Consider the following 21112-nt stretch of genomic DNA (forward strand, 5'->3'; position numbering starts at 1 on the left):
GGAGGCGCCGCTCGGCCGCTTCCTGCGGATGAATGATCGACAGCAGGTGCGATCGCGGGTTGACACCGAGCGGACCGGACCGGTAGGCACCATAGAGGGACGCGCTCCCGGTCGGCTGATGTAGAGTGCCGCCCGAGCGCGCGACGAGCCCGCAACAACCGGGGCCGAGAACGCGGCCCCAGTGAGGCCCTTTGGGTCCTGAAGAACGCCGCGCAACCGCGGCCCGTGGAACCATGGCATCGATCGAACGTGGCGTTGAGCTTGTGCATCGGGTGATCGCGCAACTGAAGAAGCGCCCCTCCAGCCATGCCGCCGTGGGAGCGAGCCAGGCGGCGCTCGATGCGCTCGAGTCGAAGTTGATGGTCGAGCTGCCGCCCACGCTGCGGGCGTTCCTGGAGTTCGATTTCACCCTCGATAGCCTGGGCCCGCGGTTCAAGGGGCGGCATCGCTTCGGCCAGGATCCGTCGGCGCCGCGGCCGAAGCTCACCTCGGTCCGCAAGCTGGCGGAGGCGAAGACCGACCTCGGCTGGACCGAGTCGCGCCTCCGGGGCAAGGTCGTGCGGCTGCCCAACCTCCCCGGTCACCCGTGGAACGCGCTCTACCTCGGCGAGGCCAGGCGGGACGGCGAGCTCGTCATCCTCGGCCTCGACAACGAGGACACCAACGTCCGCGTCTTCCCGCGCTACACGGCGTTCGACCTGTACCTCGTCGAGCAGTGCGGCCTCGCCAGGCTGTCCGAAGCGCAGCGGCTCGAGGACCTCGAGTCGCACGTCGCCCTCAACCCCGAGCTCGGGACCGCCGAAGAGGACGACGAGGGCGATACGGAGTATTGATCGCGCGGCAGCGACGCCGCTCGGCTGGCGCCGCTCGGCCGTGAACGACGCCCGTGACGAACGCGATGGCTGCCGGTGCGGAAGCGCTCCACTTTCGGGTGGACGACGGCGACCCTCACGACCGCCTCGACAAGCTCGTCGTCCACCTGATGGAGCGCGCCGGCCGCGCGACCTCGCGCGCGGCGGTGCAGCGGTGGATCGCCGCCGGTCGGGTCCTCGTCGATGGGGAGCCCGCGCGCGCGTCGGTGGCGGTGCGCTCGGGCGCCCTGGTCGATATCCGGCCGGAGGAGCCGTCGCCGTCCGCAGCGATGGCCGATCCCGGCGTGGCCATCCCGGTGGTGTACGAGGACGAGCACCTGCTCGTGATCGACAAGCCGGCGGGGCTCGTCGTGCATCCGGCGCGCGGGCACGCGTCGGGCACGCTGGTCAACGGGTTGCTCGCCCTGCCCGGGTTCGCCCTGGCGCCGGCCGATCCGCGCGATCCCATGGGCCATGTCCGCCCCGGGATCGTGCACAGGCTCGACCGAGGCACGAGCGGCCTGCTCGTCGTGGCCAAGGACGAGCCCACCCGCGAGGCGCTGAAGGCGCGGTTCGCGAGGCACGAGATCGAGCGCGAGTACGCGGCGATCGTGGCGGGCGAGGCGCGAGACGCCACCTACGACACGCTCCACGGCCGCCACCCGACCGACAGGCTCCGCTTCACGTCGTGGATCCGCAGCGACCCCGGCGCGGGCGGCGCGGCGCCGCGCCGCGCGGTGACCCACGTCCGCGTGCTCGAGCGGCTCGGCGACGCGGCGACGGTCGTGGCCTGCTCGCTCGAGACGGGCCGCACCCATCAGATCCGGGTGCACCTCGCCGAGCGCGGCAGGACGCCCGTCCTCGGCGACCCCCTCTACGGCAAGCCGCCGAAGAAGCCGGCGGTACGGGCGATCGCGGAGGAGCTCGGGCGGCAGGCCCTGCACGCGCGCGTGCTCGGGTTCATCCACCCCGCCACGCAGAGGCCGGTGCGCTGGGAGAGCGCGCTGCCAGCGGACATGCGCAGGGCGCTCGACCAGCTGCGGAGGCTCGCTACCAGATCTTCGATTTGATGTGGCCCTTGGACTTGATCAGGATGTCCACGAGGGCGCGGTCGTAAAAATTCTTCTGGTAGAGATCCGGCGAGACGCGGCTCTTGTAGAGGGCGCGGCCCTCCTCGATCTCCTCGGAGAGGACCGTGAAGAGGTCATCCTGCTGGATGCCCTGCACGATCTTCTCCTCGTTGTAGAGCGAGAGATCGCTTGCGATGGCGCGCGCGAGGCGTCGCGCCGCCTCTTCCGTTTCAATCAAGGGCATCCGTCTCTCCTCCAGGTTCGCCGGCCGGGGGCACGCGCTCCCGAGCCGGCGGGCGCCTAGGATGCAGCAGCCCGGGCGGCGCTGTCAAAGTAGCTCGTCGTTCGACCCGCGCCCGAGCGGCGGCGCGGAGGGCGCGCCGCCCGCGGGGTGCGGCGCGCCGACGCGCGGCTGCTCCGGGCTCTGGCGCGCCGCGGCGAGGGCGGCGAGCCCCGAGAGGAGCGGGAAGGCGACGAGCGCGTAGCGCCCGGCCCCGAAGAACACCGCGTGGGTGGCCGCGGTTGCGGCGAGGACGGCGAGCGCCGAGAGCGCGAGCACCGGCGCCCGGAGCAGCGCGCGACCCTGGAGCAGCGCCAGGCCGAGGAGCGCGAGGTAGCCCACCCATGCGTGGACGTGCAGCGCGGCGACGACCCCCAGCGCGAACAGCGCGAGCCGGGCAGGCACGAGCGCCCGCTGCGCGAGCGAGGGACCGCGAGCGCGGTCGTCGGGGTGAGGGGCGGCGAGCGCGCCGGGCGCCGGCTTGCGCGCTGCCCACATGAGCGCGCAGAGCAGGACGAGGCGCTCGAAGACCGTCTCGACGGCGCCGAGCGCGACCTTGTCGTCCTCGGTGAAGGCCGCCGGGTTCGAGGCGTGCAGGTACCACCCGGCCGCGCCGCAATAGTCGAACGTCGCCGCGAGCTTCCGGGGCACGAGGCCGAGCCATGCGCCCGGGTGCTCCGCGATGTAGCGGCGCGCCTCTCGGCCGAAGCACGCGTCCTTGCCGGCCTCGTCGAAGACCTCACGGCACGCCTCGGGCACCTGGATGGGCGCCCAGGCGCCGGTGGAGGCCGGGTCCGCGCCGATGAGGAGGTTCCAGCCGCCGTTCACGCTGACCAGCGCGCACTGGTTCATCCGCGCGCAGTTGCGCGCGGTCCACGGCGCGCACACGAGGAGCGCCGCGAGGACGGTGACGACGACAGGCGCCGCGCGTCGCGCCGCGCCCGCGGCGAGGGACCCGCGGAGACGGGCGCCGTCGCCGCGCGGAGCGCCGAGGAGGGCGAGGCCGGCGAAGACGGGCGCGAGCAGGAGCGCCTGCGGGCGGACGAGGGTGGCGGCGCCGACGAGCAGCCCGAGGACGGCGAACGGGGCCAGCGCCGGGCGGCGCTCGCGCGCCCGCGCCGACGCCCACGCCGCGCAGGCGACGAGCGAGCCGGTGACGCCCTCGGTCATGACGGCCGGGGTGTACGCGACGAGCCCGGGGTGGAGCGCGACGAGCGCGCCCGAGAGCGCCGGTATGGCGCGCGAGCGCGGCGCGGCGCGGACCGCCAGGCGGTGAACCGCGAGCGCCGCGAGCGCGCCGACGATGGCGTTGAGCAGCATGGCGACCGCAGGGCGCGCGCCGAACACCGCGTACAGCGCGCCGACGGCGCCCGGGTAGCCGACCGGATAGTGCGCGGCGTACGTGACGACGCCGTCGGGCCAGAGCCACGTGTAGCCGAGCCCCGCCGCGATCCGCTCGGCGATGCGGTGGTAGTAGGTGCCGTCGGCGGTGGGCGGGAAGCGCCCGGCCGCCCAGGCGACGATGGCGATCCGCGCGGCGAGGGCGAGGGCGAAGATCGCGCTTCCGTCGCGGCGGCGCGCGGCCATCGCGGCGTCGTCGCTCATGACGAGCGCGCGGGCGACAGCGGGAAGCGCGCGAGCAAGCCGGCGGCGCGCAGCGCCGCGACGACCTCGCACGCCGGCAGGCCGACCACGTTGGAGTACGAGCCCTCGATGCCCGCGACGGCGAACGCGCCGATCCCCTGGATCGCGTAAGCGCCGGCCTTGTCGAGCCCCTCGCCGGTCGCCGCGTACGACGCGACCTCGTCGTCGTCGAGCTTCCGGAAGCGCACCCGCGTCACGACCGTCTCCGCGTGGAGGGCCTCGGCGCGGCCCGGGGCGGCCGCGGGCGCGAGATCTGCCTCGGCGCCGGCGATGGCGAACCGGGTCCAGACCTGGTGCTCGCGGCCCGAGAGGGCGCGGAGCATGGCGCGCGCGTCGCCCTCGTCCCGGGGCTTGCCGAGGATGGAGTCGCCGAGGATCACCGAGGTGTCGGCCACGAGGATCGCGCCGGCCCCGACCGCCTGCTGCAGGCGCCGCGCGGCCGCGAGCTTCGCCAGGGTGACCCGCCCGAGGTAAGCCGCGGCCCCCTCCCCGGGGCGGCCCGCCTCGTCGACCTCGGCCGCCGCCACGCGGAGAGGCAGGCCGAGCGTGGTCAGGATCTCTCGCCGGCGCGGCGAGCCGGAGCCGAGCAGGAGCGGGTGCGCGTCGTCGATCATGGTCGTGCGGGCGCCGGCGGCGCCGGCCCCGGCCGGGCGTGGTCGTAGCACGGCGCGGGACCGACCGCGGAGCGCAGCGCGCCGACGGAGCGTCGGGTGCCCCCAGATCGCGCCGAGACGATTGCTGTTTTGACTCTCACCCCGGCAGTAGTAGAGGGTCGGGCGCGATGCGCGCCAATTGGAGGGTGCCGGCACGATCAAGCCTCCCGCTGCTGGTGGCCTCCGGTTTTTTCATGGCGGCGCTCCTTCCGGAGCCGGCGCGCGCGGATGATTGCGCGCCGGCGCACGGGCTGTCGACCTGCATCGACGCCGACAACCTCTGGCCCCACGCGGGCGGCGGCCCCTTCTTCGCCGTGGGGAGCACGGGGACGGCGCCGAGCGCGAAGGCCTCGTTCGGCCTCGTGGCGAGCTACCTGTCGCGGCCGGCGGGCCTGCGCGTCGCCTCGCCCGACCCCGGCGGGACGGTCGTCCACGTGCTCGACAACATCATCGACGCGACCTTCGTCTGGTCGCTCGGGCTCACCGATCGCCTCGAGGTCACGATCGCCGCGCCCGTCACGCTGTACCAGGACGGCGCGGGCTTCGCCGACGTCCTCGGCACCGACGCGGTGCTGCACCGCAGCGTGATGCGCGACGCGCGCCTCGGCGCGGCGTTCGCGATCGTGCCGCCGCCCCGGAGCGGCCCCCTCGACGGCTTCTCGCTCGCAGCGCGCCTCGAGCTCGGCCTGCCCACCGGCGACAAGGCCGCGTTCGCCAGCGCCGGGACGGTCACGCTCGCGCCGACCGCCGCCGCGGCGTACCAGCTCGGCGACCTCCGCCTCGCGGCCGAGGTCGGGGCCCGGATCCGCGGATCGAGCGCGGTGTACGACGTCGAGATCGGCTCGCAGCTCCTCGGCGCCGTCGGCGCTGCGGTCGACGTGCTCCCGGGCCGCTGGCTCACGGCGTCAGCGGAGGCGTTCGCCCTCTACACGCTCGCCGAGCAGCCCGCCCGCGACGCGGCGCTGGTGCCCGCGGAGTGGATCCTCTCGGCGACGAGCGCTCCGTTCCTCGCCGGCGACGTCTCGCTGTCCGCCGGCGGCGGGAGCGCCATCCCGTTCTCCGCCGAGGGCACGCTCACCGCGCCTCGCTTCCGGTTCAACCTGGGGCTGCGCTATGCGCCGATGGGGCGCGACGCGGACGCCGACGGCGTCCTGGATCGCGACGACGCGTGCCCGGCCGTCGCGGAGGATCGCGACGGCTTCCAGGACGGCGACGGCTGCCCCGATCCCGACAACGACGGCGATCGGATCCCCGACGGCCGCGATCGGTGCCGGGACGAGGCCGAGACGATCGACGGCTTCCAGGACGGCGACGGCTGCCCCGACGCCGACGACGACGGCGACGGCGTCCCGGACGACGCCGACGCCTGCCGCAACGCCGCCGAGGATCGCGACGGCTTCCAGGACAGCGACGGCTGCCCCGATCCCGACAACGACGGCGACGGGATCCCGGACCAGCGCGACACGTGCCCGAACGGCGCGGAGGACGTCGACGGCTTCAGGGACGACGACGGCTGCCCCGATCCCGACAACGACCTCGACCAGGTCCCTGACGCCGTCGACAGGTGCCCGGACGCCCCCGAGGATCGCGACGGCTTCCAGGACGACGACGGCTGCCCCGATCCCGACAACGACGAGGACGGCGTGGCCGACGCGGCCGACGCGTGCCCCGTGACGGCCGAGACGATCGACGGCGCGAACGACGCCGACGGCTGCCCCGAGCCGACGGCCAGGTCGCTGCCGCAGTGGTCCGGCGATCGGGTCCTCCTCGACGGCCTGGCCCGCTTCCCCGCGGGCAGCGCGCGGGTACCGCCGGCCCTGGCGGCGCAGATCGGCATGATCGCCCAGCTCATGCGCGGGCGCATGCCCCTCGACGTCGTCATCGTGGAGGCCTACCCCGATCGCCAGGGCGACTCGTCCGCGCGCGCGATCGAGCTCGCCGGCGCGCGCGCGAGCGCCGTCAAGGAGCTCCTCGCCAGCGCAGGTATCCCGGCGGACCGGATCACGGCCGCCGCTGGCGACACATCAGCCATGCGCGCGAAAGGCGCGCCCCAGATCGAGGTGACGGCGACCCGCGCTCGGCGCTCGGAAGAAGCCCGCCGTGCTCCGGGCGCAGCCTCCTCGACGACCGGAGAAAAGAAACTGCGATGAATGTCCTCGAGGCACGCCGTGCCCGTCATTTGATCATCCGCCTCGATCGGGGCGAGGAGCTCCCAGCGGCGCTCGTGCGCGCCCTCGACGAGGCCGAGGCGCGCGCCGGCTGGATCGAGGGGATCGGCTCGCTCGAGAAGGCGGAGATCGCGCTGTTCGATCAAGCTTCCCGCGCCTACGCCAAGACGCGCGTCCTCGAGGGGCCGTGCGACGTGGTGGCGCTCTCCGGGAGCGTCGCGCTCCAGCAGGGCGAGACCTCGCTGCGCCTGTCGGCCACGCTCGCCCGCGAGTCTGGCGTCGGTCTCCAGCTCGCCGCCGGCGAGCTCGTCTGGGCTCGGGTTTACGGGCTCGAGCTCCGCGTCACGGCGTTCGACGATCTGCCCCTCGCGCGGACGTTCGACGATCGAACGGGCCTCATGCAGCTCGTGGCCCAGTCGACCGCCATCCCGGCGAGCGAGACGCCCCGGCTGGCGCCTCCGGCGCAGACCGCCGAGCCGGCGCGCGCGGCGCCTCCTGCGCAGGCCGCCGAGCCGCCCCGCGCTGCGGCCCCGCCGCCGGCCGCCGAGCCGCCCCGCGGAGCGCCGCCGGCCCCCGCTCCAGAGCCTGCCCGCCCGGCGGCATCGGTCGCTGAGCCCGTGGCCGTGCCGCTGCCGCAGCGCCCGGTTCGCCCTCGCCAGGAAGAGGAGATCTATCCGGAAGTGGGCGACAGTGTGACCCACTTCCACTTCGGCGAGTGCACCGTGATCAGCTCCGACGGCGAGCGGATCCGCCTCCGCCAGGAGCGCGACGGCCGCGTGCGCGAGGTCTCGCTGACGATGCTCCGCATCGAGCCTCCCACCGTGGATCCGGCGACGAGCCGGAAGCACTTCCGCCTCGCGCGAAAGAACTGAGCGCGCCGCGCGCCACGTCGCGCTACGTCGATCGAGCGGCGGCGGACGGCGCGCCGTCGCTCGGGCGCGTCGTCTCAGAAGACGCGCTGGGCGATGTTGATCGAGTCCCCTGCCTGTAGGGGCACGTCGGGGATCTTGTTGTCGATGATGTCCTCGACCGAGACCGTGGCGAACACGGTCTTGCCCTGGGACTTCCTGCGGATCGTGACCCGGTCCTTGTCCGCGATGCTGTTGAACCCGCCCGCCATCGAGATGGCGCGGAGCAGCGTCATGCCAGGCTGGAGCGGCAGGGAGCCGGGCTTCTGCACCTCGCCGAGCACCTCGACCCGCTTCGAGTTGTACTCCTTGATGCTCACGCTCACGCTGGGGTCGGTGAGGACCTGCCCCTCCATGAGCTTCGCCCGGACGAGCTCTGCCACCTCCTGAGGCTCGAGGCCCGCCACCTTGAGCCGCTTCACGTAGGGGAAGTCGACGGTGCCGTCCGGCGCGACGGTGAACGTCGTGGGCAGCTTGTCTTCCCCGACGACGCGGAGCTCGAACACGTCCCCGACACCGATCGTCGTCGCCTCCACCGGAGGCGGAAGGTTCACCGGCCCGGGCTGGCGCGACGAGCAGGCGGCGATCACCAGCGCGAGGAAGGCGGCTGCCCACCGACCTGAGCGTCGCATCACATGAACCAGCGCACGCCCAGATAGGCTTCGAACTGCTGCCATCCGAGATGGTTCTGGGCGTTGGACTCGTCGAGGATCGTCAGCGCGGTGCTGCTGATGTTGTTGCCATACCGCAGCGTGGTGTTGATCCCCAGAGAGTCCGCGAACCGGTACTCGCCGAACAGAGAGGCATCGATACGGATGTCCGTCCAGGGCTCCTCGGCTGCGACGAGGCGCCCGCTATCCGCCGGGATCCCCGGGAACACGTGGGCGGCCACGCCGCCGTCGAGGATGAGCAGGAACCGTCCGCCGAAGAAGTAGGTCAGCTTGAGGTATCCGCGGTCGCGCTCGAAGTAGCTCGCGAGGAAGCTGTCGTGGAAGTCGCGCGTGAAGCCGGCCGAGAGCGACGAGAGCGCGAGCGTCGCCGCCGCAGGGTCGGTCGACGGATTCGGCGTCAGGAACCACTTCAGCTCGAGCTGGCCGATGACGCTGTCGAAGTCGTTCACGACGTCGCCGTCGTTGGTCGGCGTGTAGAAGCTCGCGCCCCAGCCGGCCATCGCGAGGAGGCCGAACGACGGCGTCACGAGGCCGTTGATCCCGAGCTGCGCGCGCAGCGGGTGAGAGGAGAGCTGGGCGCCCGGATTCGGATAATCGACGAACCCGAGCGACGCGTCGTAGATGAGCGCGGTGCGCGGCAAGAAGCGCCAGCGCCCCCGCGTCCGGATGATGTGCTGCATGTTCGTCAGGCTCTCGTACTCGTCGAGCTCGAAGAACGTGCCCGCGAAGCGGTAGCCAAGGCGCCAATCGAGCAGCCCGCCGCCCGGCGTCCACACGAGCTCTGCTCCCGCGCCCGCGTGGACGCGCCGGAAGCTCTGGTTGGAGATCCCGATGTCCGAGGAAGCGATGGTCCGGCCGAGCGACGCGTCGAGGACCGCGGACCACGGGCGCTGGGGCAGGATCGTCAGGTTGGCGTCGAGCGAGCCGCCGATGTTCCGCTGCTGGCCGAGCCGCTCCTGCCCCCGCTCCGGCCCGGAGACCGGGAAGAAGTCATCGTAGGTCGCGGCGATGCCGGCGCGAAACTCGACGTCCGGCGGCGGCGCGTCGGGCGTCACCTCGTGGCGCTGCTGGCTGAGCGTCGAGAGCGAAAATGAAGGCGTGATCCGGAGCCGCATCGAGCCGACAGGCCCGATGTCGTCGGCGCTGGCCACGTCTTCTTCGTCCCTGCGAAAGAAGTTGGAGTCGTAGCCGAACTCCGCGGCGATCCCCGGGTGCAGCTCGAGATCGCCGGCGCGAATCCCGATGCCCTCGGTGTAGCGACGATCCTTGAGCCAGGGCTGATCCTGCGCAAGGGCCGACGCCGGGGACAGAGTTAGTGTGAATACGGCAGCGACTATGGTGTCACGAGGTTTCATCGCCTATTGGGCAGTGGCAATCCGAGAGAGGCGGTCGCCTACCGAAAACAGCTACTGCACGCAGGCGGCTCGATGATGATCTGGCTGACGGGATACTCGGAAGGATCCTCTTTGGGGAGGTTCTCATCGATATCGACCTTGACGGCGCTCTCGCCGATATAGCCCGCTTCCTGGCCGATGCACTGGTTGGCCTCGGCCGTCAGCTGCTCGGAGCGCTGGCGCAGGACCGTCAGGATCGTGAACTCGTGATTGGAGAGATCGGCGTCTCGCCGATTCACCGCGAGCTCCAGGCCCTGCCGCCGCTCGCGGGCGGAGCGGATGGCGACGTCGATCTGATTCAGCTTGTCGTTCAAGCAGAGCGTCTTCACGACGTCTCGCTGCGAACGGGCCGTCTCGAGCTGGCGGCGCACGGACGTCCGGGCCCCGTCCATCCGAGCGAGGAAGGTCTCGCTCTGCGCGAGCTGCTCGGCCGGCGAGAGCGTCACCTGCCGCGCGAGGCCCGCGGACGCATCCGGCGGAGGCGCCGTCTGCGCCTGCGCAGCAGCGATGCCGTGGCCGATGACGACCGAGATCAGCGCAACTGCTGCGAAGCCGGGGATCTGTTCACGTTTCATCGAAGCCTCCGGAAGTCAGGCCCGCGGAGTATAAGTGCGGGCAGACGTGGTTGTCAAAACGCAATGAACATGCCGAACGGCCAGCAGCTCGCCCTGTCGGGAGGGCCCGTACCAGGTTTCTCCCCATTGGATGCGCGACGGCATCACACCATTCACCTTCACGCGAAGGGAGAGGATTGCGTCTTGTCCACGGCTCTGGGGGGCGTCGGGCCTATTGGCTGACGAAGGTGACAGGAATCACAACCGTCGCGCCGCCGCCCTCGGGCGGCGCGAACTGCGCGCTCTGGACGCGCGCGACCACGCAGGAGACCACGGTCCCGGACAGGCCGGAGCCGCCGGAGGGGGTCGCCGAGAGCACCTCGCCGTTCGGGCCGATCTTCGCGGTGATCCGGACCGACCCCTTCATGCTCGGGTCCTCCTGCAGCCCTTTATTGTAGCAACGGCGGAATCCAGCGGTCATCCCAGCGACGACGGAGGGCGCGTTCGAGACGCTCCCGCCGGCGACCGCGGGGCCGCCCACCTGGGCGTTGCCGACCGGTCCCTTGACCTGCTGCGCCGAACCGGCGGTCGCCGGACCGCTGGTCCCGGTGTTGCCGATGGTCGCAAGGCCGCCGCCGCCGGCGGCGCCAGGTCGCACGGTGCCCCCACCGGCGCCCCCCATGTTCAATCCCGCCACACCCCCCTTGCCGACGCCCGACCCGGAGGCGGCCGCGTTCTCGAGGAGGCCCGTCGGCACATCGCCGGAGCTCAGGACGCTGGCCGTCGCGTTCCCGCTCGAATTGAGCGCGCCCAGCATCTGCATGTCGAGCTGCGCGAGCTCGTTGGTGAGCGCCGAGGCGCGGGCGTCGCTCATCCCGCCGGAGCCCTTCCCCGCGCTTGCGGCCGCGCCCTTGTTCCCGCCGCCGCTCGCGGCCTTGGGCGCCTCGGCGGTGGGCGCCGCCGTCGCGGCCGGCGCCTCGACGTTCTCCTTCGGCTGCTCCACCACCGGCGGCGGGGGCAGCTGCTTGACGGACTCGAGCAGCGCCGCGACGTCGACCTCATCGTCGACGACCGGATCCATCCAGTCGGAGTAGATCGACCCGACGGCGCCGAAATGGAACAGGAACGAGAACGCGGCGATAATCGTGGTCGTCCAGTCGATGTCGTTCGCGATCCCCGACTTCACCGAGACGGGCAGCTGCGGCTTGGGCTGCACCGGCGGCGGCGCGACGAACTGGAACAGGAACGTCGTCTCCCCCACGACGATCTTGCCGCGCGCCTCCTCGCTCAGCTGGACCTGATAGGCCTGGGCATTGCCCACGGCCACGCGCTTGGCAGACGACTTGAGCGCGGAGAGCTCCGAGACGCCGGCCTTGAAGGCGACGCGGCCGGTCATCCCGTCCAGGAAATTGAGGAAGTACTCGCCGCCCACGAGCTCGAACAGCCGAAAGCTCGGCGGGATGCTCTTGCTCGGGATGACGAACATGCTCTTTTCGCTGGGCCCGATGGTGACGTGGGTGCGCTGCTTGATGACGCGCTCCTCGATCACCTTTCCCCCCTGGACCAGGCCGATCCTGAGGACCTTCGGGCCGGTCACCGGTGCGACCGCCCGCATGACCGCGGTCATCTGCCCGGGCTGGCCGGGTCGCGACGGGGTGGGGTGCGGGTGCTGCTGGGTCATTCCAAAGGACTCCGGGAGAGAGGGGACGACGCAGGGGCCGACGCCGGTCGCGCGCGGCGGGCGGAGCCGCGCCCCAGGGCCCGGCGGGCCCCGGGCCTGGATCCGCGGAAGGAGCGCTGCGCAGCGGAGGGCACCACAGCCCGCGAGGGTACACGGACAGCTGGGGGCGGTCCAGGAGAGCGCGCCGCGCTCAGGGGCGCGCGCGGCGCGCTCGTCGCGGCGATGCGCTCGGCGCGCGAGCAGCTCCGGCGGCGCCGTCGAGCGGGCCCAGTGCGACGCCGACGAGCGCGTCGACGGCCTCTCGCGTCCGCGAAGCCGCGGCGCGGCCGGCGCGCCCCGCCGCCGCGGACGCGATCGTGCCGGCGGCGCCCGCGACCAGGACGAGCGCGATGGCCGAGGGCCCTGCCTGCGCGAGGAACGAGAGCGTGGCGAGGAGCAGCGCGGCGAACGCCGAGAGGCGCGCCGCCGCGCGCGGCCACCCCGCGCCCGCGTCGAGCCGCTGCTCGAGGTCGGCGAGGAGGTCGTTCGCCGCCGCGATCTTCGCGCGCGGGTCGGCGGCGGACATGACCTCGAGCGCGAGCCGGCGCTCCCAGCTCTCCGGCGGCGACCGCCTCGCCAGCTCGGAGAGCCGCGCCTCGGCGGGCAGCGCGCGGAGCGAGCGCGCGAGCGCCGTCAGGTCGCTGCCCGTCGCGCGCGCGACCTGCGCCGGGTGCTTCCACGAGATCGCGGCGCAGGCGCCGCTCGCCGCGATCGACAGCGCGATGAAGAGCGCGGCGGACACGCCGCCGCCTACCGCCCGCGGCGCGCGCCCGGAAATCCGGCGAGATCTCCGGTCCGAGGCACTAGAACGGCTCCTTGAAGATCGCCTGCTCGATGCGGTCCAGGAAGGGCTGGCGCAGCTCGGCGAGCGTGAGCTTCGGCTGGATCCGGCTGACGTCGACGGCCGCGATGGGCTTCTGGATGCGGCCGGTGATCGTCACCTCGGCGAGCGTGATGACCCCGCGCTGCTTGCCCTTCTCCTGCGCGCTCGCGCGCTCGCCGTGGCAGAGGATCGCGAGCAGGACCGAACCCAGCGCAAGTGCCTTGTACATGCTCATGGTCTCCCTCACGTGTCGGTCGCGGCGTCGGCGACGCCCCCGTCCGCCTCGGCGGCGGGCGGAGCCGCGGGCTGCGCCGCGGCTGCAGCCGCGTTGAGCTCGCCCTCCTTGAGCTTGGCGCGGTTCAGGAGCTCCTCCGAGTCGTCGCGCTGGCCCTTGTTGCGCAGCTCCTGGAACCGCGTGAGCGATTTGATCGCCTCCGCCACCTGCTGCTTGGGCGTCATGCCGGGGATGCTCGGGGCGAACAGGTACAGCAGGCCGAGGTCGTAGTGGACCTGGGGCAGGTTCGGGTTCCGGGCGAGCACCCAGTCGAACTCGCGCTTCGCGTCGGCGTAGCGCTCGAGCAGGCGGTAGGCGTCCCCGAGGTTCAGGTGCGCGGCCACGTGCTCCGAGTCGAAGCGGACGGCGCCCTCGAGGAGGGGCAGCGCCTCCTGGGCGTTGCCCGCCTCGAGCAGGTAGGTCGCGAGCTGCACCCGCGCCTCGACGAGATCGGGGCGGCGCGTCACCGCCTTGCGGAACTCCTCCAGCGCGGCGGCGCGCTGCCCCTGCTCCCGGTAGATCAGGCCGCGGAGCAGCAGCGCCTCGGCGTTGTCCCTGTCGCGCGGCGGGTTCTCGCTGACCGGCTCGAACCCGTCGAGGATCGCCTGGAGCGCGTACAGCGCGAGATCGAGGCGCCGGTTCCTGTAGTGATCGCGGGCGATGATGACCATCGCCGGCCGGTAGTCCGGGTTGATCTTCAGCGCCTCCTGCGCGAGCCGCTGGGCCGAGCCGGTGTCCTTCTGGAGCGACTTGATCTCCGCGAGCGTCGCCGCGACGGCCGCCGATTTCGGCATCTGGCCGCGCTTCTCGTTGAGGAGCCGCTCCGCCTCGCCGAGCTGGCCCTTCCGGGCGAGGAGCATCGCGTACGCGACGATGGCCGGCTCGTAGTCGGGCACGAGCGTGAACGCCTGGCGGTAGCTCGCGCCGGCGCCCTCGTCGCGGAGCCGCTCCTGCACCACGCCGAGCGAGTAGAAGGCCTGGTGGGCGCGCGGATCGGCCTGCGTCGCCTGCGCGAACTGCGCCTTCGCGCTCGCGAGGTCGCCGTTCGCGAACGCCTGCAGGCCGCCCTGGTAGATGGCCGCCGCGCGGGCGTTCATGGCCGCCGGCGCCCCCGGGGCAGGCTGATCGTACGGCCGCATCGAGCTCGGCGCGTCGTTCATGCCGTACGGCGACTGGACGGGCGGGGCCGCGCCAGCGGGGCCGGTGACGGGGCGGGTGGGCGCCTTGGGCGGCGGCGTCGCCTCCTCGCCGCAGGACGCGAGGGCGAACGGCGACACGACCGCGAGCAGGCTGACGAAGAGGGTGACGGAGAGGCGGCGCTTCATGGCACGACCGGCAGGGGCAAGGGGAGGCCGTCGGGGGCGAGCGGCGGAGTCATGCCGGGCCGCGTCCGGAGGAAGATGCCATCCTTGTACTCGAACGGACGCTTCGTCTCGGGATCGATGACCCCCTGGCTCCACTCGCGGAGCTTGGCGTCGCCGAGGATATCCGTGAAGAACGCGAGCCGCTGGATCGCGTAGTCCACCGCCGGGTTCCGCACCTTCCACGCCTTCGCCCAGACGACGGACTCGACGTAGAACTTGACCATCGCCTTGTCGGCGTCGTTGAGGCTCCGCTCGCGCGCCGCGCGCCACTGCTCGCGCCGGTTCTGCCGGAGCGCGTCGGCCGTCTCCTGGAGATCCTCGCGATCGCTCGTCTCGGCGAGCTTGAGCAGCTTCTCTTCCTTGTCCGTGTAGAGCCGGAGGCCCGGCGGGCGGGCGTTGTACAGGCCCGTGCGGCAGGAGTCGTAGAGCGAGCCCTGCCGCGCGCGCGCGGCGACCGACCACGGCCGCGACTCGTACGCGGTGATGACCTCCTGGAGCTCCTTCCAGTACCGATCGTTGGCCTTGGCGATGTCGGCCTCGAAGGCCCGCTTCACCTGATCGATGACGCCCTCGTAGCGGTGGTGCCCCGTGTCGTAGTCGAACTCGGCCTTGATGCGGTCGTCGATGGCCTTGTAGGCGCACTCGGCCGCCATGTCGGCCTGCACCGACCCGAGGGTCTTCTTGTCGCCGGTCGCCCTGCTCCGGAACGACGTGAACGCCGTCATGGTGTTCTTGCACCACTCCCGCGCCTTCGGATCGCCGGCGGCGCCGCGCATCTTGGACGCGTGGTAGGCCGCCTGGACGACATACCCGCTCGCGGCCGGGTTGTTCTTGTTGGCCGCATAATAAGCCTCCATCGACTGCACGGCCTTGGTGCGCGCGGCGCGGTTCGGGCCCTCGTCGGGCCCCTGCTCGTCCCAGGCCTTCAGATCCGCCGACGCGACGAGGAAGTCGATGTCGGCCTTCTGCTCGGGGGGCGGGTTCAGGCTCATGAAGGTGGCGCGCGAGGCCGCCATCTTGTCGCGCTCGCCGATGTTCGCGTAGAGCAGCACCGAGTTCCGGGCCGCGTCCCGGCGCGCCGCCTGCTCGAACCGCGTGTTGCGAGCGATGGTGTCGTAGGTCTCGGCCGCGCTGCGGTAGTTGAAGAAGAGGACGTACGCGGCGGAGAGCGCGTCGTAGGCCTGCTTCAGGTACTTCACCCGCTCGGCGTAGCGCTTCGGATCGGGGTTCTTCGGCGGGTTCGCCTCCGGATCGCCCTTCTCGAGCTTCGCCAGGTTCTCCTCATTTCCGTACTCCTTGATGAACAGGGAGTACATCGCGATGGCCTGGTCGTAGTCGCCCACCTGCTTGTAGCAGTAAGCGCCGTTCATGGCGGCCTCCGGCGCCTCGTCGCGGGCCGGCGCCTTCTCGAGCGCGACCTTGTAGAGCGCCGCGGCCTCGCGCCAGGCGGCGACGCGCGCCGGGCCGTCCGGCATCTTCTCGGCCTTCTCGAAGGCCCGGGCCGCGTCGAGGTAGTAGCCGCGCGAGATCGTCGGCCGGGCGATGTCGCCCTCCTTCAGCTTCTGCTCCTCGCTGACAGCGCAGCTCCGCGTGAGCGCCGCCTCGGCCAGCTTGCGGCTCTGCTCGACGTTGTTCTCGAGGTTCGACATCGTCGTGAGCCGCTCCCACGCCTTGTAGCCGAACTCCGTCTTGCCGCACTGCGCGTCGTAGATGGGCTCGAGCCGCCGGCGCGCCTCGGCGAACTGGCCGTAGAGGAAGTAGTAGTCCGCCGCCTGGAACGCGTAGAGATCGAGGTTCTTCGGGGCGTCGAGCGCGGGAGGCACGCGCTGGATGTACTCGTCCCGCGCGGTGACGGCCGCCTGGACCTCCGGGGGCAGCGGCTCGGCGACGACGCGCTGCTCGTCGCCCTCGCCGACGATCTTGACCTTCTCCCGCGGCTCGAGCCCCTCGGCGCCGCTCGTCCGCTGGAAGAGCTTGTGCCGATCCATGAGCGCCTGGTGGGCGGTGTCGACCACCATGTACGCCGCGGGCTGCAGGTACTTGTCGTCCTCGTTGGAGTCCCGCACGCCGACCGCAGAGCTCCTCGCCAGCTCGACCTCCTGCCGCGTGGGCGAGCGATCCATGGCCACCGTGATCACGACGACCATGTGGTGCGCGTCGGCCAGCCAGTACCGGCTCTCGTACGCGTCCGGGGCGTTCTCGTCCTGGGCCAGGTAGCCGGCCCACCCCTGCGCGGCGAGGCGATACTCGCCGAGCGCCCGCTCGAAGATCGGGTCGCGCGTCTCCTTCTCGTTGATCGTCAGCGCCTGCTGCACGAGGGCGCTGCCCGCGTTCGTGTGATCGGCGGCGGCCCGGCGGAGCCCGCCGCGCACGAGCCGCTCGGCGGTCTGGATCGCCTCGGGGTCGTCCTTGTTGGCCTCGACCCACGGCGTCATCCCGACGTACTGGGCGAGCTTCGTCCGCGCCTCGAGCGCCTTGGCCGAGTTCATCGCCCGCTCGGCCGTCCCCTCGCGCGACTGCGACGTGAGCGTGTCGTAGATGTCCGCGATCTGGTTCTGGATCACGGGCGCGTCGCGGTGCATCGGCCACTTCTGGAGGATGATCTCGCTCACCTCGACCGTGTTCCGATACTGGTTGAGCTCCTTGAACTCCAGCGCGAGCGCCTTGTAGATCTCGACCGTCCACTTCTGATCCTGCGGGATCAGCTTGGGATCCTGGACGCGCTCGATGGCGATCCGCATCTTCTGCTCGGCCATGCGCGGGTCGGTCTCGACGTCGAGGACGTCGTTCCGCGGGATGTACGGCTCCTCCGGCCCCGGGCCGACGAAGTCGAGGTACGTGAGCGAGCCGGCGATGTAGGTGTACGCCTCCGCCCGGAAATCCGCGCCTGGATCGCCCGTGAGCTTCTCCTGCTCGTCGGTGTAGCGGAGCAGCTCGATGAACTGGCGCACCGAGGTCTCGTAGCGCTGCTGCTTGAAGTACGTCCAGGCGAGCTTGTACATCGCGACGCCGTGGACAGGCGGCTTCTTGTACTTGATCGACTGCCGGTACGCCGACTCCGCCCTGTTGTAGTTGAACGGGCCGCCGGCGCGGTCGATCTCGTTGAAGTGGTAGTCGCCGATCTGCCACCAGACCTCGGCGACGTACCGGGGCTCGGCGCCGAGCGCCGTCTTCTGCGGGATCGGCTGGCAATCGTCGGGGTAGGGATCGAGGTAGGCCGTCTCGTCCTCGACGACGGGGGCCTTGCCCCGCGCGGGCCTGCGGGCGGGCTGGGCCCGGCCGCCCGAGCCGATGGGCGTCGGGTGGCGCGCCTCCCAGCCGGTCCAGTAGTCGGCGTCGTGGTCCTGCGGGAGCTTGCCGACGGTGTCGCGCGTCGGGTCCTTCGGGTCGGTCGCGACGGGGTACGGGTACTTGTTGTGGCAGACGAGCGAGCGCCACACCTGCTGCGCCTCGGGGAAACGGACCGAGTCGTTCAGCGCGTGGCCGAGGTAGTAATAGATCCCGGCGAGCTCGCGGTACTGCGGGAACTCGTGGATGACGCGCTTGTAGAGCGCGATGGCCGGGAGCAGCGCGACGCTGAGATCCTCGCTCGCGTCGGAGTCGGTGCGCGCGCGCTCCTCGTAGAGCGCGGCCAGGCGGAACATCGCGTCGGGCGTGTTCTCGGGGTGAGCGTTCGGGCCGCTGTAGCGCTGGACGAACACCTCGAGCCGGCGGATCGCCTCTTCCCGGGCGTCGCGGAGGCCCTTCCGCTCCGTCTCGATCTCGCGGTCGAGCGACGAGAGGATGCGGCGGCGCCTGTCCTCGTAGTGGTGCTGCACGATGCGGGTGATGGCGCTCCGGTAGTCGCGGGCCGCCTTCTCGTAGGCGGCCGCTTCCTTCTCGAGCGCCGCGAGCGCGGCGAGCTGGGCGGGCGTCGGCGGAGGAGGCGGCGGCGCCTGCTTGCGCCCGACGGACATCGGCGGCGCGAAGGGTTGCACCGGCGGCAAGCCCGGCGGCGCAGGGGCTCCGGTCTGCGGAGCCGGCGCCGCGGCTCCGGTCTGCGGAGCCGGCGCCGCGGCCGCTGTCGGCGCCGGCGCAGGCGCGGCGGAGGTCGCCGGCGCAGGCGCGGGCTGGGAGAGCGCGAGGGGCGCGACCGCCAGCACCAGGGCGAGGCTGGCCACCCCGAGCGCGCCGCGCGGGCGACGGCGCCTCGCCCTCACGACATCGCCGAGCGGGCCGCGCGCACCCGCCGCTCCGAGGATCTGCGCCCCGCTGCGCGACGCGTCAGAGATCTGCGGCGCGCTCGCGCCGCCCTGCTCCTTGCTCACTTCTCATCCTCCGGATCGCCGCTGTCGTCGAGGACCTCGTTGAGCTCCTCCTTGAGGACCCGATCCTCACGGGCGCGCTCGACCTGCAGGCTGCGAACACGCGTCATCTGCTCCTCGCGGACCTCCCACGCTTCCTCGGTGATGCCGACGTCGGCGCGCAGGATGATGTTCTTCAGCCGGTCGCGGACGAGGCCGAAGTTTCGCATCGCGACCTCGCCGACGACGAGCCGCGCCTCCCGGTCGAGCGCGTCGAGCTGCACCGAGTAGTGCACGACGCTCGCCGTCTCCCGGCTGACGATCTGCCGGAGGCCCGAGGACTTCTGCGCGACCTCGCCCTCGATCTCGCGCAGCGCCGCCTCGACCCGCGCGTCCGCCGCGTCGCCGGAGCGGAGCAACGGCGTGATCCGCTGCGCGTACGCCGCGAGATCCGCGCCGCCGGCGCCCGCCGCCGCCAGCTCGACCTCCCGCATCAGCGCGTCGCGGTGCGCCTTGCGCGTCTGCGCGTCCTCGATGAAGCGCTGATCGCCGAAGCCGACCTGCACCCGGCCCGCGCTCACCTGCTTGCGGAGCACGTCCGCCTGCTGGCGGTAGAGCGCGAGGTCGCGCTCGTTCTGCGCGAGCTCGTGCTCGAAGCGGGCGATGCTCGCGGGATCCCGGACGACCCCGGCCTGCGGCCCCTCGTGGAGCAGCCGCCGGAGCCCGTTGATCGTCGCCTGCAGCGTGTCCATCTGCAGCGTCAGCTGCTGGAGGCGCTGCGACTGGGTGTTCCACTGCTTGAGCGCCTGCGCCTCCCGGTCCTGGAAGTCGGCGTCGGTGACGGGCACCCTCGAGAGGCGCTTCTCGAGCGCGCGGCGCCGCGCGCGCGCGCTGCCGATCTCGCCCGAGAGCGGATCGTCCTCCACGTCGTCCATGCCCTGGCCGAGCGCGAGGCGCGCCAGCGCGACCCGGTTGAGCAGCGCGAGCGCCTTCTCCTCGCCGGCCTTGAGCTCCGGGAACGCGCGCACCCGGTTGGGCGAGCTGAGCACGGCGTTCAGCTTCTCGATGAGCTCGTTCGACTGCTTGATCAGCTCGCGGCAGTAGTGGATGTCGTCGATGACCGCGAACGCGGCCGGGCCGTCCTCGGCCTCGCGCGCCCACTGGACCGCGAGCGGCGGGAGCGCGGCGTTCGTGTCGAGCGCCTCGAGCTGCTCCTGGCTCAGCTTGTCGTAGTAGACCGCGGGATCGCTCGTGGACCCGAGGAAGGCGTCCACGCGCGCGCGCATCGGGTCGTAGGTGGCGCGCACCCCCTCGTACACCTTCAGCGCCTTCTCGAACCGGCCGGCGCGCAGCATCAGGTCGCCGCGGAGCAGCGAGCCGTCGGCGATGTTCTGGCTGTCCGGCTCGGCGATGGCGAGGATCTCGAGCGATCGCTGGGCGCGATCCACGTCGCCCAGGCGGACGTACACCCAGGCGAGCTCGTAGAGCATGGTCCCGAACTCGGGCGAGACGCGATCGATGTGGCCGTACGCTTGCACGGCCTGCGCCCACTGGTCGGCCTCGTAGAAGAGCCGCCCGATCGCGAGCCACGCGAGGTCGATGACGCGCCGGTGCTCCGGGGTGTCGGCCGGCAGCTGCGTCACCTTCTGGAACAGGTCGATCGCGGCGACGTAGCGGGTCTTGGGCACCGCCGGGGGCACGTCGCCCTCCTTGAGCGGCTCCGGCGGGGGCGTCGCCTCCTTCACCGCGATCAGGCCGAGCAGGTACCTCGCCTGGTGGAAGTACTCGCTCCGCGGGTCGACCGCGCCGAGCGCCGCCTTCGCGCCGGCGAGGTCCTTCTTCACGTAGAGGCCCTTGCCGCGCGCGTACGAGAGGGCGCTCCCCGCCGCGGAGGACGGGACGTTGTTCATCGAGGCGAAGACGGCGTCGAGGGCGTCGTAGTCCTTGATGCGGAGGCAGATGTCCACGAGCCGGCCGAGCGCCTTCTCCTGATAGGCGGCGAAGCGCGGCTCGGCGCCGCTCGCGACGATCCGCTGGAACACCCGGCGGGCCGAGAGGTACTGCTTCGAGCGGAAGTACGTCTCGCCGAGCAGGTTGAGCGCGTCCGGGAAGGCCGTCGGGTGGTCAGGGTACTTCTCGACCACCTGGTTCAGCACGTTGGCCGCGCGCTCGTAGTCCCTGGACCCCATCAGCAGGACGGCGTCCGCGATGCGCTGCTCCGGGGTGCGCTGCTCGCCGCGGGACTTCTGGATCGCCGCCTGGATGGCGCCCAGCCCGGACGAGACGCTGCTGATCTGCTGCGAGGCGCTCGTGTAGGCGCGCTCGGAGTCCAGGGCCCACGCGTCGGCAGGGGCCGCGGTCGTGGCCGCGCCGAGCAGGAGCAGGCCAAGCAAGGCAGGGGTAACCCGCGATCCGGAGTCCCAGGTCATGGCGACTTGTCCTAACGAGCTCGAAC

The 21112-nt window shown here is 72.1% G+C and carries 16 protein-coding genes; 4 read left to right on the plus strand and 12 right to left on the minus strand.

Translation table 11 applies throughout. The features are described from left to right. The first annotated feature begins 272 nt into the window (after positions 1-272). Both WMF33_RS35140 and WMF33_RS35145 read left to right on the plus strand, forming a co-directional pair. Positions 273-833: an SMI1/KNR4 family protein gene (locus WMF33_RS35140; RefSeq protein ID WP_129578364.1), complete on the plus strand. Its 561-nt coding sequence runs from the start codon at positions 273-275 to the stop codon at positions 831-833. A 65-nt stretch (positions 834-898) separates the two neighbouring features. Further along, entirely contained in the window at positions 899-1921 is a 1023-nt protein-coding gene (locus tag WMF33_RS35145) for an RluA family pseudouridine synthase (protein ID WP_437332711.1), read from the plus strand. On the opposite strand, the gene WMF33_RS35150 is transcribed toward WMF33_RS35145, so the two are convergent. The 3 genes from WMF33_RS35150 to WMF33_RS35160 all read right to left on the minus strand — a co-directional run bounded on the left by WMF33_RS35150 (position 1902) and on the right by WMF33_RS35160 (position 4459). Further along, positions 1902-2165, minus strand: coding sequence for a hypothetical protein (locus WMF33_RS35150; protein WP_012238561.1), 264 nt, complete (start codon positions 2163-2165; stop codon positions 1902-1904). The two genes, WMF33_RS35145 and WMF33_RS35150, sit on opposite strands and share 20 nt — an antisense overlap. A gap of 84 nt (positions 2166-2249) precedes the next feature. Next, positions 2250-3806, minus strand: a complete 1557-nt coding sequence (locus WMF33_RS35155; protein WP_437332712.1) for a hypothetical protein — start codon at positions 3804-3806, stop codon at positions 2250-2252. Beyond that, a complete protein-coding gene (locus tag WMF33_RS35160; RefSeq protein WP_437339551.1) occupies positions 3803-4459 on the minus strand; it encodes a Maf family protein in 657 nt (218 codons plus the stop codon). Before WMF33_RS35160 ends, WMF33_RS35155 begins: the two co-directional genes overlap by 4 nt. A gap of 167 nt (positions 4460-4626) precedes the next feature. Between WMF33_RS35160 and WMF33_RS35165 the strand changes: the two genes are divergently transcribed. Next, positions 4627-6648: an OmpA family protein gene (locus WMF33_RS35165; protein WP_437332713.1), complete on the plus strand. Its 2022-nt coding sequence runs from the start codon at positions 4627-4629 to the stop codon at positions 6646-6648. Further along, positions 6645-7538 carry a PPC domain-containing DNA-binding protein gene (locus tag WMF33_RS35170; protein ID WP_437332714.1) on the plus strand — a complete coding sequence of 298 codons (894 nt, stop codon included), beginning with the start codon at positions 6645-6647 and terminating at the stop codon, positions 7536-7538. The genes WMF33_RS35165 and WMF33_RS35170 overlap by 4 nt, the downstream gene beginning before the upstream one ends. A gap of 74 nt (positions 7539-7612) precedes the next feature. Here WMF33_RS35170 and WMF33_RS35175 read toward each other — a convergent pair whose 3' ends face one another. The 9 genes from WMF33_RS35175 to WMF33_RS35215 all read right to left on the minus strand — a co-directional run bounded on the left by WMF33_RS35175 (position 7613) and on the right by WMF33_RS35215 (position 21086). Then, on the minus strand, positions 7613-8206 hold the full coding sequence (locus WMF33_RS35175; RefSeq protein ID WP_437332715.1) for a polysaccharide biosynthesis/export family protein: 594 nt from the start codon (positions 8204-8206) through the stop codon (positions 7613-7615). Continuing rightward, positions 8206-9600: a hypothetical protein gene (locus WMF33_RS35180; RefSeq protein WP_437332716.1), complete on the minus strand. Its 1395-nt coding sequence runs from the start codon at positions 9598-9600 to the stop codon at positions 8206-8208. The genes WMF33_RS35175 and WMF33_RS35180 overlap by 1 nt, the downstream gene beginning before the upstream one ends. 38 nt (positions 9601-9638) lie before the next feature. Continuing rightward, positions 9639-10214, minus strand: coding sequence for a hypothetical protein (locus WMF33_RS35185; protein ID WP_020738962.1), 576 nt, complete (start codon positions 10212-10214; stop codon positions 9639-9641). 211 nt (positions 10215-10425) lie between these two features. Next, on the minus strand, positions 10426-11874 hold the full coding sequence (locus tag WMF33_RS35190; protein WP_437332717.1) for an AgmX/PglI C-terminal domain-containing protein: 1449 nt from the start codon (positions 11872-11874) through the stop codon (positions 10426-10428). A 190-nt stretch (positions 11875-12064) separates the two neighbouring features. Continuing rightward, entirely contained in the window at positions 12065-12655 is a 591-nt protein-coding gene (locus WMF33_RS35195) for a hypothetical protein (RefSeq protein ID WP_437332718.1), read from the minus strand. A gap of 61 nt (positions 12656-12716) precedes the next feature. Next, positions 12717-12965 carry a hypothetical protein gene (locus WMF33_RS35200; RefSeq protein ID WP_020738965.1) on the minus strand — a complete coding sequence of 83 codons (249 nt, stop codon included), beginning with the start codon at positions 12963-12965 and terminating at the stop codon, positions 12717-12719. A 14-nt stretch (positions 12966-12979) separates the two neighbouring features. Further along, complete coding sequence (locus WMF33_RS35205) at positions 12980-14335, minus strand: tetratricopeptide repeat protein (protein WP_437332719.1); 1356 nt, start codon at positions 14333-14335, stop codon at positions 12980-12982. Continuing rightward, positions 14332-18681 (minus strand): tetratricopeptide repeat protein, encoded by a 4350-nt coding sequence (locus WMF33_RS35210; protein WP_437332720.1) that lies wholly within the window; start codon positions 18679-18681, stop codon positions 14332-14334. The genes WMF33_RS35205 and WMF33_RS35210 overlap by 4 nt, the downstream gene beginning before the upstream one ends. Beyond that, positions 18678-21086 carry a tetratricopeptide repeat protein gene (locus WMF33_RS35215; RefSeq protein WP_437332721.1) on the minus strand — a complete coding sequence of 803 codons (2409 nt, stop codon included), beginning with the start codon at positions 21084-21086 and terminating at the stop codon, positions 18678-18680. The genes WMF33_RS35210 and WMF33_RS35215 overlap by 4 nt, the downstream gene beginning before the upstream one ends. Positions 21087-21112 lie beyond the last annotated feature (26 nt).

Source organism: Sorangium sp. So ce394 (assembly GCF_051474665.1).
In the GTDB taxonomy this organism is placed as follows: domain Bacteria; phylum Myxococcota_A; class Polyangia; order Polyangiales; family Polyangiaceae; genus Sorangium; species Sorangium cellulosum_D.